Below are 14888 nucleotides of genomic sequence, written 5' to 3' on the forward strand. Positions count from 1 at the left end.
CCTGTTGATGCGCGGCTGTCCAGCTCCTGTGCTTCAACCACCGCTTTGACGACCCATGCCCGCCCCGGCAGTTCCACACTCCATTTGGTTCTTTCCGGTTTGGATCACCGTTCGCGACATGCATTGTTTGTCAACTCACGCTGCGTCTGGAATCACCCAGCGCTCCGCTGCCGACCGAATGTGGGCCCGCATGGCGGACTCAGCCATCAAGGGGTCTCTGGCGACCAGGTTGCGATAAATCTGCTCGTGTTCTGCCAGTGCAGCGCTCCAAGTGGGTTGGCTTTCCAGTCGATTGCGCATGTGACTGGCCAGAGGCCGTTGTCTTTCATCGAAGAGGGTGCTGATCAGTGCCGTCAGCACCGAGTTGCCAGCCATCTCCGCAATGCGCACATGAAACTCTCGATCATGCGCCAACACATCCCGGCCCGCGATGATGTCGGCCCGCATGCCTTCGATGCTTTCCCGTACGCGTGCTAGCCCTTCCGTGGTGGCGTTCACGCAGGCGAGAACAATCACCGAGCCCTCGACCACCCCCCGGGCCTGCATCAATTCTGCAGGGCTCTCGCCCATCGGAATGGACATGGCAGGCCGTCGCATGGCTCGCGCGCAGACATAAACGCCGGATCCCATGCGGATCTCCACGCTGCCTTCGATCTCCAGCGCGATCAGTGCCTCGCGAAGCGAGGGACGTGACACCCCCAGTTGCTGCGCCAGGTCTCTTTCGGGAGGCAGGCGGCTGCCTTCGCGGAAATCACCGCTTTGGATCAGCACACGCACCCGATCTGCAATTTGTTGATACAGGCGTCTGGGCTCCAGGCTCTTTTCCAAGTCGTTCATAGGCAGGTTCATGTGAATTTTGGTCTGTCCAATTGGTCAGGCCAAAGGGGCCTTTGATGAAGTGTAAAGGCGATCAATAGGCCTCTGAATGCGAGATTGTGAGCAATTCGGCATGAATTTGTCTCTTTCATGATGGGATTCGGGTAAACCCGGTAAGGCCAATTTGCTTTGTGCATTCAAATTGGCCTTACCAAAAAGAAGATCAGGTGCCTTTGCATGGCACCGCCCATACCACTTTGAACTACGCTTTCGACTTCTCTGCTCCGCTCGCGTATGCCCCAGACCTGCTGGCCGGTGCGTGGACCACTTTGACGCTGTCACTGGCATCCACGTTCTTCGGCTTTCTGCTGGGGGTTCTTTGCGCCATCGCCAATACCAAGGGCACTCGCTGGATGGCGCGGTGTGCAGGGGCGTACATCGAGGTGATCCGGAACACACCCTTGCTGGTCCAGGTCTTCATCGTCTATTTCGGGCTGTCGTCGTTGGGTTGGCAGGTGGGCGCCTTCACCGCGGCCACCGTGGCGCTGGTCGTCAACGTGGGGGCCTACACCAGCGAGATCGTGCGTGCCGGTATCGAGTCCATTCCGAAAGGTCAACTGGAGGCGGCTGAGTGCATCGGCCTGAGCCGATGGCAGACCCTGTTGCATGTGGTGCTGCCACCGGCCATCGAGCGGGTGTACCCAGCGCTGACCAGTCAGTATGTGCTGCTGATGCTGGCCTCTTCGATCTGTTCACAGATTTCGGCTGAAGAACTGACGGCCGTGGCCAACCGCATTCAGTCCGATACCTACCGATCGGTAGAAACCTACCTGATTGTGGCGCTCGCCTACTTGCTGATGTCTTTGCTCATGCGGGGCCTGTTCTGGCTGCTGGCCCGCCTCGCTTTCCCACGCCGTCGCCGTCTCGGCACCCCACTCTGACCTGTTACGGAGCACGACATGGGATTTCTCAATGCGGCGCATCTGCGCTTTTTGTTCGATGGTTTGCTGTGGACTGTGGGCCTGTCTTTGCTGGCGTTCGCGGGTGGCGGTCTGCTGGGCTTTGCCGTGGCGCTGGGCAGCTCTTATGGTCCGCGCTGGTCGCGTCTGCTGGTATCGCTTTACATCAAGCTGATCCAGGGCACGCCACTGCTGGTGCTGTTGCCGCTGACCTATTTTGGCTTGCCGGCCCTGGGCCTGGACGTGGCTCCCCTGGCGGCGGCGGCCCTGGCTTTGTCCATCTACGTGTCGGCTTACCTGGGTGAGATCTGGCGCGGCTGCATCGAGTCCGTGCCGCGCACCCAGGCCGAGGCCGCCGAATGCCTGGCCCTGCGCTGGCACCAGCGGGTGTGGCATGTGATCCTGCCGCAGGCCATCAAGATCGCCACGCCGCCTACCGTGGGCTTCATGGTGCAAATCGTCAAAAACACGTCGCTGGCGTCGGCCATCGGCTTTGTCGAGCTGGCCCGGGCCGGGCAGATCATCAACAACTCCACCTTCGAGCCCTTCGTCATCTTCATGATCGTTGCCGCGCTCTATTTCGTCCTGTGCTACCCGCTGTCGGTGCTGAGCCGCAGCCTCGAGAGGAAATTCCATGTCGCCCATCGTTGAGATCGACAACATCTCCAAGTGCTTTGGCAGCACGCGTGTGCTTGAAGGGGTGTCCTTCACCGTGCGCAAGGGCTCGGTGGTGGCCATCATCGGCCAAAGCGGCTCGGGCAAGAGCACCGCTTTGCGCTGCATCGACCGGCTCGAAACCGTGGACAGCGGGCACATCAAGGTCTGTGGGCACGATGTGACCGGCCCGGGGCTGGACCTGCATCAGCTGCGCCGCGACGTGGGCATCGTGTTCCAAAGCTACAACCTGTTTCCTCACCTCACGGTGCTGCAGAACATCATGCTCGCCCCGCGCCTGGTTCAGAAGGCTCGCAAGGCCCAGGCCCGGGACACGGCCCTGGCGGTGCTCAATCAGGTGGGCCTGGCCGACAAGGCCGATCACTACCCCTCGCAACTCTCGGGCGGGCAGCAGCAGCGCGTGGCCATCGCCCGCTCGCTGGCCATGTCGCCCCAGCTCATGCTGTTCGACGAGGTGACCTCGGCCCTAGACCCCCAACTCACCGGCGAGGTGCTGCGCGTGATGGAGCGCCTGGCGGCTGACGGCATGACCATGATCCTCGTCACCCATGAGATGGCTTTTGCCCGCAAGGTGGCAGACGAAGTCATCTTCATGCACCGCGGCCGCGTGTGGGAGCACGGGCCTGCCTCCATCCTCGACGCGCCCGCCACCACCGAGTTGCGCGACTTCGTCGGCAACGGCCTCTGATCCGCTCATTCCATTCATACCCAGGAGACAAACCCATGAAAGCCCGTCGTTCCCTCTTGTTGCGCACCCTGCTGGCTTCAGCCGTCTTGCTGGCCCTGGGCCAGGCGCCGGCCCACGCCGACCTGCTCAAGGACATCCGTGAAGCGAAGAAGATCCGCATCGCGCTGGACACGGGCTCGCCCCCTTATGGTTTTGTGGATGACGCCCTGAAGCCCGTGGGCTCCGACGTCGAGACGGCCCAGATGCTTGCCCATGACCTGGGCGTGGCCATCGAAGTGGTGCAGACCACCAGCCCCAACCGCATCCCATTCCTGCAGACTGGCAAAGCCGACATTGTGGTCGCCTCGCTGTCCGTCACGCCCGAGCGTGAAAAGGTGATCGACTTTTCGGTGCCCTATGCCCAGATCCAGGCAGTCGTGGCCGGGCCCAAAGGGGCCGACATCAAGGGCTTTGACGACCTCAACGGCAAGCGCGTGGCCACCACCCGGGGCTCCAACAACGACAAGGTAGCCACCCAGTCGGCCAAGGGTGCGCAGATGGTGCGCTACGACGACGACGCCACCCTGGTCACCGCCACCGTGAGCGGCCAGGCCGACATCATTGCCACCTCGCCAGCCATCGTGAACACGGTGCTGGCCAAGGCCCCCCAGAAAGATCTGGCCATCAAGTTCGTGATGCAGACCGTGCCGCTGGGCATCGGACTGCGCAAGAACGAGCCCGAACTCAAGGCCTGGCTCAACGACTGGATCAAGCGCAACACCGACAACGGCAAGCTGGGTGCGATCTACAAAAAGTACCACGGCGGCTGATCCGTCCACTCCACCCACTCCTCCTCTACCCACCCGCCACCGAGATCCCGCCATGCTGACCGTCATCTGTGAAACCCCCGGAACCCTGCGCGCCCTGGAGCGCGACCGCCCCAGCCGCGGCGAAGGGGAGGTGCTGGTGCGCGTCAAGCGCGTCGGTGTGTGCGGCACCGATCTGCACATCTTCACCGGCAACCAGCCCTTTTTGCAGTACCCCCGCGTGATGGGGCACGAGCTGTCGGGCGTGGTCGAAGAGGCGGCGCCCGGCGGTCGCCTGGCCGTGGGCGATGTGGTCTATGTGATGCCCTACCTGTCGTGCGGGCAATGCGTGGCCTGCCGGCAGGGCAAGACCAATTGCTGCGTCAACATCCAGGTGCTGGGCGTGCACCGTGACGGCGCCTTCACCGAGTATTTGTCATTGCCCGAAGCCTTTGTGCACAAGGCCGAGGGCGTCACGCTCGACCAGGCTGCCATGATCGAGTTCCTGGCCATCGGCGCCCACGCGGTGCGCCGGGGCCGGGTGCAGGCCGGCCAGCGCGTGCTGGTGGTGGGGGCCGGGCCCATCGGCATGGCCGCCATGATCTTTGCCCGCCTGCGCGGGGCTGAAGTCACGGCCCTCGACGGGCGCCAGGACCGACTCGATTTTTGCCAGCGTGAGCTGGGCCTGACGCGCACCGTGGCCTTGGGAGAGGGCGATGAGGCCCAACTGGCCGAAGCCAGCCAGAACGAGTTCTTTGACCTGGTGTTCGATGCCACAGGCAATGCCCGGGCCATCGAGCGCGGCTTCGCCTTCGTCGCCCACGGCGGTCAATACGTGCTGATCTCGGTGGTGCGCGACACCATCAGCTTCTCTGACCCCGAGTTCCACAAGCGCGAAACCACTTTGCTGGGCAGCCGCAACGCCACCACCGAAGACTTCGAAACCGTGTTGAGTGCCATGCGCGCCGGCCAGGTGCCCACCGCCGCCCTCAACACCCACCGCATGACCCTGTCCGATGTGCCCGCCCACTTTGCCACCTTGCTGGACCCGAAGCAGGGCGTGGTCAAGGCCATCGTCGAAATCTGAGCCCGCCACCGCCATGGTCCAACCCATACTCCAGTTCGGCACCAGCCGCTTTCTGCAGGCCCACGTCGACCTGTTCATCGCCGAAGCCCTGGCCCAGGTGCCCGGGGCGGGCGACGCCCTGGGCGGTATCACCGTGGTGCAGACCACCGACCGCGCCGACGGCGCGGCACGCATTGCCGCACTGGCCCTCGGCCAGGGCTATCCGGTGCGCGTGCGGGGCGTGGCCGGTGGGCAGCGGGTGGATCGCCTGCAACACTGCGATGCCGTGCGCGAGGCCTGGCACGTCAACACCCGCTGGCCGGCCCTGCGTCAGGCCGTGGCCGAGGGCCATGTGACGGTGATCGTGTCCAACACGGGCGACCAGGGCTACCAGCTGCACGAGCAGGACGGCCCCGAGCTACTCGCCCAGGCCAGCCCCGCACCGCACAGCTTCCCGGCCAAACTGCTGGTGCTGCTGCACGGGCGCTGGCAACAAAGCCCCAACAAAACCCTCACCTTGCTGCCTTGTGAGCTGGTGGAGCGCAACGGCGAGGTGCTGCGCGACCGGGTCTGCCAACTGGCACTGCAGTGGGGCCTGCCCGAAAGCCTGCAAAGCTGGCTGCGCCAGGGGCCCGTCTGGGCCAACTCCCTGGTCGATCGCATCGTCTCCGAGGCCATCGACCCCATTGGCGCCGTGGCCGAGCCCTATGCCGTGTGGGTGGTCGAGCGCCAGGCCGGTTTGCAACTGCCCTGCCGGCACCCGGCCATCGTGCTCACCGACGACCTGGCCGCGCACGAGCGCCTCAAGCTGTTCCTGCTCAACGCGGCCCATACCTTTCTGGCCGAGCGCTGGCTGATCGAGCAGCGCCCCGTGGCGGAGACCGTGCGCCAGGCCATGGCCGATATCCCCCTGCGCGCCGAGCTAGAAGCCTTGTGGCGTGACGAAATCCTGCCCGTGTTCCAGGCCTTGGGCGAAGGCCCCCAGGCCGAGGCCTACCTGCGCGACGTGCGCGAGCGCTTCGAAAACCCTTTTCTCGAGCACCGCATCGCCGACATCGCCCAGAACCACGCGGCCAAAAAGCTGCGACGCCTCGCCCCCATCGTGGCCTTGGCGGCCCAGCGCGCGCCTGGCCTGGTGCAAGCGCGCCTGCAGTCCGCACTGGCCCCTACGCCTTGATGCGCCCCCCAACTGACTCCACCCAGCGCCCGTCCATGACCTCCGACCCCCTCACCCCAGCGCCCGCCCTGCAACTGTCCGCCCTCGACAACGTCGCCGTGGCCCGTCAGGCCCTGGTGGCGGGCCAGGCCCTCGCGCTGGGTGCCGGCCCGGCCGTGCTCGTGCAAGAGCCCATCCCCTCCGGCCACAAGGTGGCCTTGCAGCCCATCGCCAGTGGCCAAGCGGTCTACAAGTACGGTCAGCGCATCGGTCTGGCCTGTGCCGACATCGCGCCGGGCCAGCACGTGCACGTGCACAACCTGGCCATGGTGAACTCGGATGGTGCTCAGCACCCCGGGCAGGGCTACGTGCCCACCGTGCCGGCCGGCGATGCCTTGGGCTTTGACGGCTTTGTCCGTGCCGATGGTCGTGTGGGCACGCGCAACTACCTGGGCGTGATCGCCAGCGTCAACTGCTCGGCCACCGTGTGCCGTCACATTGCCGATGCCTTCAAGGGCGAAGCCCTGGCCGCCTACCCGCATGTGGATGGCGTGGTGGCCATCACCCATGGTAGCGGGTGCGGCATGGGCGGTGATGGCGAGGGCCTGGCGCTGTTGCAGCGCACCTTGCGGGGCTATGCCAGCCACCCCAACTTTGCGGGTGTGCTGGTGATTGGTCTGGGTTGCGAGGTCAACCAGATCGCCCCCCTGGTCAGCGAGATGGCGGCCCGCCCCGCGGGCCTGTTGGCCAGCCTCACCATCCAGGACGAAGGCGGCACCCGCGAGACCATTGCCGCGGGCAAGGCGATCGTGCAGGCCATGCTGGCCCAGGCCAATCAGTTTCAGCGCCAACGGGTGCCGCTGTCGCAGCTCACCGTGGGCCTGCAATGCGGCGGCTCGGATGCTTACTCCGGCATCAGCGCCAACCCGGTGCTGGGCGCCGCGGTCGACCTGCTGGTGCGCCATGGCGGCCGGGCCATTCTTTCTGAAACCCCCGAGATCTATGGCGCCGAGCATTTGCTGACCCACCGTGCCGCCACCCCCGAGGTGGCCCAGCGCCTGATGCAGCGCGTGGCCTGGTGGGAGCGCTATGCCGCTCTGCACGGCGGTGACCTCAACAACAACCCTTCGCCCGGCAACAAGGCGGGTGGCATCACCACCATCCTCGAGAAATCACTGGGCGCCGTGGCCAAGGCCGGCTCCACCGGCCTCATGGAGGTGCTCGAATACGCCCAGCCGGTCCAGGCCCCGGGCCTGGTGTTCATGGACACCCCGGGCTACGACCCGGTCTCGGCCACGGGCCAGGTGGCCGGTGGGGCCAACCTGATCTGCTTCACCACCGGGCGCGGCAGCACCTATGGCTGCAAGCCCACGCCCTCGCTCAAGCTGGCCTCCAACACCCCCATGTTCCAGCGCATGTCGCTCGACATGGACTTTGATTGCGGCGGCGTGGTCGACGGGCGCCAGACCGTGCTCGAAGCGGGCCAACACCTGTTTGCCCTCATGCTGGCCACGGCCTCGGGCCAGCGCAGCAAAAGCGAGGACAACGGCCTGGGGGACAACGAGTTCCTGCCCTGGCAACTGGGCGCGGTCATGTAGGCGAGGTGCCCGCCTGGGTCATTTGTGACGAGATCTGTCGCAATTTGAGAAAATCTGAGGCGGTATCTAATTGTTTCCGGGCTTACCCGGATAGGCCCAACTGGGTGGCGCTCTAACCTCCCCTGCGAGAACAACAACCCAGATGGAGCCCCACGATGAGCGTTCAATTCAAGATCAACGGCAAGCCGGTCACGGCCCAGGCCGAGACCGACACCCCCTTGCTGTGGGTGATCCGTGACGAGCTGGGCATGACCGGCACCAAGTTCGGTTGCGGCGCTGCCCTGTGCGGCGCCTGCACCGTGCATGTCAACGGCCAGCCCGCACGGTCCTGCCAGACCCCGCTCAGCGCCGTGGCCGGCAAGAACGTGGCCACCGTCGAAGGTCTGTCCAAGACCGCCAACCACCCGCTGCAGGTGGCCTGGCTCAAGCACGAGGTGCCCCAGTGCGGTTACTGCCAGTCGGGCCAGCTCATGAGTGCGGCAGCCCTGCTGTCGCGCAACAACAACCCCAGCGATGCCGACATCGACGCGGCCATGAGCGGCAACCTGTGCCGCTGCGGCACCTACAACCGCATGCGCGCCGCCATCAAGGATGCCGGCGCCATGATGCGCAACAAGGCCTGACCCCGGGAGACCCACATGAACAAGCACCAATCTGTTGCCAACACCTCCCGCCGGGCCTTCCTCAAGACCTCCACCGCCGCCACCGGTGGCCTCATCATGGGCGTCAGCCTGCCCCTGCTGGGCGCGGGCGCTGCGCAGGCCGCCGGCACCGTGCACACCCCGAATGCCTGGGTGCACATCGCCGACGACAACCGCATCACCCTGATGGTGGCCCGCTCCGAGATGGGGCAGGGCGTCTACACCTCCATGTCGATGCTGATTGCCGAAGAGCTCAACGTCGGCCTCAAGCAGGTCCAGGTGGTGGCCGCACCACCGGCGGCCGTCTATGTCAACGCCCTGTTGGGCGCGCAGATCACCGGTGGCTCCACCTCGGTGCGCGACGGCTGGGAGAAGCTGCGCGTGGCCGGCGCCCAGGTGCGCCAGATGCTGCTGCAGGCAGCCGCCAACCAGTGGAGTGTCGACGTGGCCAGCCTCAAGGCCGACCAGGGCATGGTCACCGGCCCGGGCGGCAAAAAGGCCAGCTACGGCCAATTGGCTGAAGCCGCTGCCAAGCTGCCCGTGCCTGAAAAGCCCGCCCTCAAAGACCCGAAAGACTTTGTCCTGGTGGGCAAGCGCACCAAGCGCATCGACACCCCCGCCAAGGTCAATGGCACGGCCGAGTTCGGCATCGACGTCAAGCTGCCCGGCATGGTCTACGCCTCGCTGGCCCAGTGCCCGGTGATTGGCGGCAAGGTGGTCAGCTTTGATGCCGCCAAGGCCAAGAGCATGCCCGGCGTCATCGATGTGGTGCAGATCCCCGACGGCGTGGCCGTGGTCGCGGCCAGCTGGTGGCAGGCCAAAAAGGCGCGCGACACCGTCACCATCCAATGGGATGAGGGCGCCGGCGCCCAGCTCAGCAGCGAAGGCATGATCAACAGCACCCGCGCCGCCGCTGCCAGCGCCAAGCCCATCGAGATCGCCAAGCCCCAGGGTGACGTGGCCGCCGCCTTCAAGGGCGCAGCCAAGGTGGTCGAGGCCGAGTACGTGCAGCCCCTGCAGGCCCACGTGCCCCTCGAGCCCATGAACTTCACGGCCCATGTCAATGGCGACAACATCCTGCTGGTGGGCCCCACCCAGTTCCAGCAAGGCGCGCAGGGGGCCGTGGCGGCGGCGCTGGGCGTCAAGCCCGAGGCCATCACCCTCAAGACCACCTACCTGGGCGGAGGCTTTGGCCGCCGCCTCGAGTTGGACTTCATCGTGCAGGCGGCCCAGATCTCCAAGGCCGTCAACAAGCCGGTCAAGCTGGTCTGGACGCGTGAAGACGACTTCACCCACGACTTCTACCGCCCCGTGGCCGTCAACCAGCTCAAGGCCGGGCTCGACGCCAGCGGCAAACCGGTGGCCATGCACTTCAAGGTGGCCTCGCAGTCGGTTACCCAGCGCGCCTTCGGCCTGCCCGCCAACACGCTGGATCCCTTCATGGCCGAAGCCTCGGTGCCGGGCTACAACATCCCCAACACCCAGCACGACCTGGTCATCCACGATGCCGGCCTGCGCGTGGGCTACTGGCGCGCGGTCAGCCACAACATGAACGCTTTCGCCAACGAAAGCTTCATCGACGAGCTGGCCCTGGCCGCCGGCCAGGACCCCTACCGCTACCGCCTCAGCCTGCTCGAAGGCAAGCCCCGCTTTGCCAACGTGCTCAAGCTGGCCGCCGAGAAGGCCGGCTGGGGGCAGCCGCTGGCCAAGGGCCGGGCCCGCGGCATCGCGCTGATGGAGGGCTATGACACCTACATGGCCCAGGTGGCCGAGGTCAGCCTCAACGAGGCGGGTGAGGTGCATGTGCACCGGGTCACCGTGGCGGTCGATCCGGGCCACATGGTCAACCCCGACACGGTCGAGGCCCAGATCCAGTCCAGCGTCGTGTTCGGCATGGGTGCTGCCCTCAAGCACCAGATCACGCTCGAGGCCGGTCGCGTGCAACAGACCAACTACAACACCTTCCAGCCGGTGCGCATGTTCGAGGCGCCCAAGGTCGACATCGTGCTCGTGCAAAGCCAGGAAAAGCCCGGAGGCATCGGCGAGCCCGCCACGGCCGTGGTGGGCCCCGCCATTGCCAATGCGGTGGCCGCGCTCACCGGCAAACGGGTGCGCCGCCTGCCCATCACGGCCGAAGCGCTCAAACAGGCCTGAGCCAGGCCTGAACGAGGCCTGAACGGCCCGGGCCCCCACTGAAGACCCAGCCCAGACCAGGGCCGTGTCTTCGGGCCATGGCCGGCCACCGTCATTTCGGCAGCCCAAGCCGTCAGAATGACAAACTGCCCTGTTGCCACCGGCACTTTGTGCTCTGGCAACGGTGCAGCACCCCGCCTAGACTTTTTCTCATCGATCCACCCCTTGAGAGAGAGTCCGCCATGTCCCGCAATTCCCACACCCCCCTGCGCAGCGTCCTGGTCCTGGGGGCCGGCAAGGTCGGCGGCACCATCGCCGACATGGTGGCCGAGGCCCACCAGCTGCCCGTCACCCTGGCCGACCAGCAGCCCGCCACCCACCCCGACGACGCCCTGGTGCAGCCCCTGCAGCTCGACGTTCGTGACCCGGCTGCCCTCGCGGCGGCCCTGTCACAGCACCCGGTGGTGATCAATGCCTTGCCCTACTTCCTGGCCCAGACCGTCGCGCCCCAGGCGGCCCGGCTCGGGGTGCACTACTTCGACTTGACCGAAGACGTGGCCGCCACCCAGGCCATCCGCCAGTTGGCGGTGGGCGCCCGCAGCCTGCTCATGCCCCAGTGTGGCCTGGCGCCGGGGGTGATCGGCATGTTGGGCATGCAACTGGCAGAGGGCTTCGACGAGTTGTTCGATCTGAATCTGCGCGTGGGCGCGCTCACCCGCCACGCCACCAACCGCCTGCGCTACAACTTCACCTGGAGCATCGACGGCGTCATCAACGAGTACTGCCAGCCCTGCGAGGCCATCGTGCAAGGCCAGCGCGTCAGCACCCAGGCCCTGGAGGGGCTGGAGCAACTGCTGCTCGATGGCGACACCTACGAAGCCTTCAACACCTCGGGTGGGCTGGGCACCCTGTGCGAAACCCTGCAGGGCCGCGTGCGCAACCTCAGCTACAAAACCCTGCGCTACCCAGGCCACCGCGACGCCATGGACTTTCTGCTGCATGACCTGCGCCTGATCGAACAGCGCGACCTGCTGCGCCAGGTGCTGGACCACGCCGTGCCGCACAGCCGTGACGACGTGGTCATCGTGCATGCCTCGGCCACCGGCCTGCGCCAGGGCCGCCTGGAGCAACAGACCCGCCTCGCCCGGGTGCAAGGGGGACTCTTGCGGGGGCGCCTACGCACCGCCATCGAGCTGAGCACCGCCGCCGGCGTGGTCGGGGTGCTGGAGCTGCTGCAACGCAGCCAACTGCCCGCAGCGGGCTTTGTCCGCCAGGAGCAGGTGCCCCTGCAGGCCTTGCTGGCCACCCGGGTCGGTCACCACTACGCCGGCCTGCGCGAGGCGGCTCAACCTGGCCTGGATGTTGCGACAGCCTCTGCGCCTGCAGGGGCAGCGACGGTGCCGCTCCTGCGCAAGGCACTTGCCGTTCACGCCTGATCGTGTGCCGCTCAAAAGCTGTGCGGTGGCATACTGGGCCGCGTCGGCCATGCGCCTGCAGCGCGGCGGTGCGTGGCTCGGTGGCCTGGCCGCCGCACAGACCAACAAAAGGGTTTTTTCAATGAGTAGCACGGTTGCCGTTCTGGGCGCTGGCATGGTGGGCGTGTCTTGCGCGCTGGAGCTTCAACGGCGTGGCCACCAGGTCACCCTGGTCGACCGATTGGGGCCCGGACGAGAGACCTCCTACGGCAATGCAGGTGTGCTGGCCCGCAGCTCACTGATCCCTTTCAACAACCCCGGCCTGTGGGCCAGCCTGCCCACCCTGCTCAAAAACCGCACGGCCCAGTTCCGCTACAACCCGGCCTTTCTGGCGCGCCACCCGGGCTGGGGGCTGGGCTTTCTGGCCCGGGCCCGGCAGGCCCCCTTCCAGCAGACCGCCGCGGCCCTAGACGCTTTGATCCGGCTCAGCCAGCCAGCCCATCGCCAGTGGTTGGCGGAGGCAGGGCAGGGCCATCGCCTGCGCGAGAACGGCTGGATCTTTCTGTACCGCAGCCAGGCCGCCTTCGATGCGGGCCAATTGGGGCGCGACGCCCTGGCCCAGTTCGGCGTGCAGACCGAGCCTCTGGATGCTGGTGCCCTGCATGCGCTGGAGCCGCACCTGCGCCCCCTGTTCCCCCGCGCCCTGTGGGTGCGCGATGCGGCCTCGGTCGACAGCCCTGGTGCCGTGACCGAAAGCTATGCGGGCCTGTTCACCGCCCGTGGCGGGCGCCTGCTGCAGGCCCCGGTGCAGGGCCTGGCCCGCACCGGGGCTGACGGTGGCTGGCAGGTTGATCTGGGTGAGGCCGGCCCGTTGGCCGCTCAGCGCGTGGTCCTGGCCCTGGGCCCTTGGAGCAAGGGCTTTTTGCAGCAGCACCTGGGCCTGTCGGTGCCCATGGCTTTTGAGCGCGGCTACCACATGCACTACGCGGCCGAGGGCGAGGCCACCCTGAGGCGGCCCGTGTACGACAGCGCCGGCGGCTACGTGCTCTCCCCCATGGCCCAAGGCCTGCGCCTGAGCACTGGGGTGGAGCTGACCGAGCTCGACGCCCCCCCCAACCACACCCAACTGGGGCTGGCCGAAACCGCTGCCCGCCAGGCTTTTGGGCTGGCAGAGCGGCTGGAGTCCCAGCCTTGGCTGGGCCGACGCCCCACCTTGCCCGACAGCCGCCCTGTGATCGGCGCGGCACCCGGGCGACCCGGGTTGTGGCTGGCCTTTGGCCACCAGCACATCGGCTTCAGCACCGGGCCCGGCACGGCCTTGCTGCTGGCGGCCTTGATGGACGGCCAGTCCCCGCCGTTGGACGCCACACCTTTCCGGCCAGAGCGCTTTGTGCGCTGAGGCCAGCGTCCAGGCCTCGCAGAGTACCTTTCGTCCGCTACAGTGGACGCATCGCGCCCCTGGCCCAGGCCAGAGGGCCGGCCTCCAGCCTTGAACCTTTGCATCCCCCATGGACGTCAAACTCGACGACACCGACCGCCACCTGTTGAGCCTGCTCCAGGCCAACGCCCGTGAACCCGTGGCCAACCTGGCGCGCAAGCTCCAGATCGCCCGTACCACTGTGGCCGCGCGCATCGCGCGCCTGGAGCGTGAGGGCGTGGTGGCCGGCTACGGCGTGCGCCTGGGCCAGCCGCTGGAGCGGGCGGCCGTGCGCGCCTGGTGTGGCCTCAGCGTCAATGCCAAAAAGGCCCGCGCCGTGCTGCAGGCACTGGAGCGCCTGCCTGAGGTGGAAGAGCTGTGTGCCGTCAGCGGCGCCTTCGACTACCTGGCCCTGCTGTGCTGCAACACGCCCGAGCAACTGGACCGCCTGCTGGACCAACTGGGCCAGATCGAGGGCATCCACCAGACCCACACCTCGCTCATCCTCAGCCGCAAGATCGACCGCCGCAGCCAGGTTTGAGCGGGTTGACGCGTCAGGCGAACACCGAGCGCGTCACCGCCAGCAGCTCCTGGCACACAAAGCGTGCCAGCGGGTCAGAGGCGTCGCGCCGGTGCGTCACCATCGAGATCGGCAACACCAGGGTGCGCCAGGGCAGGGGCACGATCCTCAGATCGCCATGGCTGCCGAACAGGCGCGTCAACATATCGGGCAGCACCGCCACCAGCGGGCTTTGCTTGACCACAAAGGGGATCGACAGCGGGTTGGCCGTGTGGGCCACCACCTGCCGAGTCAGGCCCAACTGCTGAAACACCTTGTCCACCAGGCCCGGCCCATCGCCGGCATAGCTGGTGTGGATGTGGGGCAGCCGGGCCAGATCCGCCGGCCGGGGGCGGGCCGGCACCTGCAGCAGGGTCGGGTTGTGCACGCAACTGAAACCCGAGCGAAACAACAGCACCGGCTCGTGCACGCTGCGCAGCCGGGGGAAATGCCCCAGCGCCATGCGGATTTCACCTGCGTCCAGTTGCTCCAGCTGTTGCCAGGCCGGCACTGGGCGCACCGACAGGCTCAAGCCTGGGGCCTTTTGCCGCAAGGCGGCCACCAGGCCGGGCAACAGCAGGGCCTCCAGCGGATCGTTCAGGCACAGGTCAAAGCGCTCCTGCACGCGCAAGGGGTCAAAGACGGCCTCGCTCAGCGTCATGGCCTGGGCCTCGGCCAGCCACTGGCGCACCCGCGGTGCCAGGGCCTGGGCGCGGGCCGTGGGCACCATGACCGCCCCTTCGCGGTACAGGATGTCATCGCCCAGCCACTCGCGCAGCCGGGCCAGCGCGTGGCTCATGGCCGGCTGCCCCAGGCACAGCCTCGCTGCGGCGCGGGTCACGCTGCGCTCGGCCACCAGGGCGTCCAGCGCCACCAGCAGGTTCAGGTCCAGGCGGCGCAGCGCGGTGTGATCAAAATCAGCCATGTTGATGTTGTGCATCAGAACAATCGATTGGCGTGATTGTGCCGCTCTGGGCAAA

The 14888-nt window shown here is 66.7% G+C and carries 14 protein-coding genes; 12 read left to right on the forward strand and 2 right to left on the reverse strand.

What is annotated here, in order from left to right; genetic code table 11:
- Positions 1 to 135: 135 nt before the first annotated feature.
- Complete coding sequence (locus AC3WUT_RS28515) at positions 136 to 849, reverse strand: FadR/GntR family transcriptional regulator (protein ID WP_492350443.1); 714 nt, start codon at positions 847 to 849, stop codon at positions 136 to 138.
- Positions 850 to 1073: 224 nt separating this feature from the next.
- Here AC3WUT_RS28515 and AC3WUT_RS28520 point away from each other — a divergent pair, with 224 nt between their 5' ends.
- The 12 genes from AC3WUT_RS28520 (at position 1074) to AC3WUT_RS28575 (ending at position 13890) form a co-directional block, all read left to right on the forward strand.
- The gene (locus tag AC3WUT_RS28520) at positions 1074 to 1757 is read left to right on the forward strand and encodes an amino acid ABC transporter permease (RefSeq protein WP_492350484.1); all 684 of its coding nucleotides are present in this window, start codon (positions 1074 to 1076) and stop codon (positions 1755 to 1757) included.
- An 18-nt stretch (positions 1758 to 1775) separates the two neighbouring features.
- Complete coding sequence (locus AC3WUT_RS28525) at positions 1776 to 2426, forward strand: amino acid ABC transporter permease (protein WP_492350444.1); 651 nt, start codon at positions 1776 to 1778, stop codon at positions 2424 to 2426.
- Positions 2410 to 3138, forward strand: a complete 729-nt coding sequence (locus AC3WUT_RS28530; RefSeq protein ID WP_492350445.1) for an amino acid ABC transporter ATP-binding protein — start codon at positions 2410 to 2412, stop codon at positions 3136 to 3138. Before AC3WUT_RS28525 ends, AC3WUT_RS28530 begins: the two co-directional genes overlap by 17 nt.
- Positions 3139 to 3173: 35 nt before the next feature.
- Positions 3174 to 3947, forward strand: coding sequence for a transporter substrate-binding domain-containing protein (locus tag AC3WUT_RS28535; protein ID WP_492350446.1), 774 nt, complete (start codon positions 3174 to 3176; stop codon positions 3945 to 3947).
- Between the two features lie 52 nt (positions 3948 to 3999).
- Complete coding sequence (locus AC3WUT_RS28540; protein WP_492350447.1) at positions 4000 to 5010, forward strand: zinc-binding alcohol dehydrogenase family protein; 1011 nt, start codon at positions 4000 to 4002, stop codon at positions 5008 to 5010.
- A gap of 13 nt (positions 5011 to 5023) precedes the next feature.
- Complete coding sequence (locus AC3WUT_RS28545; RefSeq protein WP_492350448.1) at positions 5024 to 6166, forward strand: mannitol dehydrogenase family protein; 1143 nt, start codon at positions 5024 to 5026, stop codon at positions 6164 to 6166.
- 35 nt (positions 6167 to 6201) lie between these two features.
- Complete coding sequence (locus AC3WUT_RS28550) at positions 6202 to 7743, forward strand: UxaA family hydrolase (protein ID WP_492350449.1); 1542 nt, start codon at positions 6202 to 6204, stop codon at positions 7741 to 7743.
- Positions 7744 to 7898: 155 nt separating this feature from the next.
- Complete coding sequence (locus AC3WUT_RS28555; RefSeq protein WP_492350450.1) at positions 7899 to 8366, forward strand: (2Fe-2S)-binding protein; 468 nt, start codon at positions 7899 to 7901, stop codon at positions 8364 to 8366.
- A 15-nt stretch (positions 8367 to 8381) separates the two neighbouring features.
- Entirely contained in the window at positions 8382 to 10538 is a 2157-nt protein-coding gene (locus tag AC3WUT_RS28560; protein WP_492350451.1) for a xanthine dehydrogenase family protein molybdopterin-binding subunit, read from the forward strand.
- 221 nt (positions 10539 to 10759) lie between these two features.
- The gene (locus AC3WUT_RS28565; protein ID WP_492350452.1) at positions 10760 to 11953 is read left to right on the forward strand and encodes a saccharopine dehydrogenase family protein; all 1194 of its coding nucleotides are present in this window, start codon (positions 10760 to 10762) and stop codon (positions 11951 to 11953) included.
- A 121-nt stretch (positions 11954 to 12074) separates the two neighbouring features.
- The gene (locus tag AC3WUT_RS28570) at positions 12075 to 13331 is read left to right on the forward strand and encodes an NAD(P)/FAD-dependent oxidoreductase (protein ID WP_492350453.1); all 1257 of its coding nucleotides are present in this window, start codon (positions 12075 to 12077) and stop codon (positions 13329 to 13331) included.
- 109 nt (positions 13332 to 13440) lie between these two features.
- Entirely contained in the window at positions 13441 to 13890 is a 450-nt protein-coding gene (locus tag AC3WUT_RS28575) for an Lrp/AsnC family transcriptional regulator (protein WP_492350454.1), read from the forward strand.
- Between the two features lie 13 nt (positions 13891 to 13903).
- Here AC3WUT_RS28575 and AC3WUT_RS28580 read toward each other — a convergent pair whose 3' ends face one another.
- The gene (locus AC3WUT_RS28580) at positions 13904 to 14848 is read right to left on the reverse strand and encodes a LysR family transcriptional regulator (protein ID WP_492350455.1); all 945 of its coding nucleotides are present in this window, start codon (positions 14846 to 14848) and stop codon (positions 13904 to 13906) included.
- Positions 14849 to 14888: the final 40 nt, after the last annotated feature.

The organism is Curvibacter sp. EU05-FHT14A10, assembly GCF_058791075.1.

Coding starts and splice junctions, on each gene's coding strand:
- AC3WUT_RS28515 (WP_492350443.1), bottom strand. CDS start 849: ATGAACCTGCCTATGAACGACTTGGAAAAGAGCCTGGAGCCCAGACGC.
- AC3WUT_RS28525 (WP_492350444.1), top strand. CDS start 1,776: ATGGGATTTCTCAATGCGGCGCATCTGCGCTTTTTGTTCGATGGTTTG.
- AC3WUT_RS28530 (WP_492350445.1), top strand. CDS start 2,410: ATGTCGCCCATCGTTGAGATCGACAACATCTCCAAGTGCTTTGGCAGC.
- AC3WUT_RS28535 (WP_492350446.1), top strand. CDS start 3,174: ATGAAAGCCCGTCGTTCCCTCTTGTTGCGCACCCTGCTGGCTTCAGCC.
- AC3WUT_RS28540 (WP_492350447.1), top strand. CDS start 4,000: ATGCTGACCGTCATCTGTGAAACCCCCGGAACCCTGCGCGCCCTGGAG.
- AC3WUT_RS28545 (WP_492350448.1), top strand. CDS start 5,024: ATGGTCCAACCCATACTCCAGTTCGGCACCAGCCGCTTTCTGCAGGCC.
- AC3WUT_RS28550 (WP_492350449.1), top strand. CDS start 6,202: ATGACCTCCGACCCCCTCACCCCAGCGCCCGCCCTGCAACTGTCCGCC.
- AC3WUT_RS28555 (WP_492350450.1), top strand. CDS start 7,899: ATGAGCGTTCAATTCAAGATCAACGGCAAGCCGGTCACGGCCCAGGCC.
- AC3WUT_RS28560 (WP_492350451.1), top strand. CDS start 8,382: ATGAACAAGCACCAATCTGTTGCCAACACCTCCCGCCGGGCCTTCCTC.
- AC3WUT_RS28565 (WP_492350452.1), top strand. CDS start 10,760: ATGTCCCGCAATTCCCACACCCCCCTGCGCAGCGTCCTGGTCCTGGGG.
- AC3WUT_RS28570 (WP_492350453.1), top strand. CDS start 12,075: ATGAGTAGCACGGTTGCCGTTCTGGGCGCTGGCATGGTGGGCGTGTCT.
- AC3WUT_RS28575 (WP_492350454.1), top strand. CDS start 13,441: ATGGACGTCAAACTCGACGACACCGACCGCCACCTGTTGAGCCTGCTC.
- AC3WUT_RS28580 (WP_492350455.1), bottom strand. CDS start 14,848: ATGCACAACATCAACATGGCTGATTTTGATCACACCGCGCTGCGCCGC.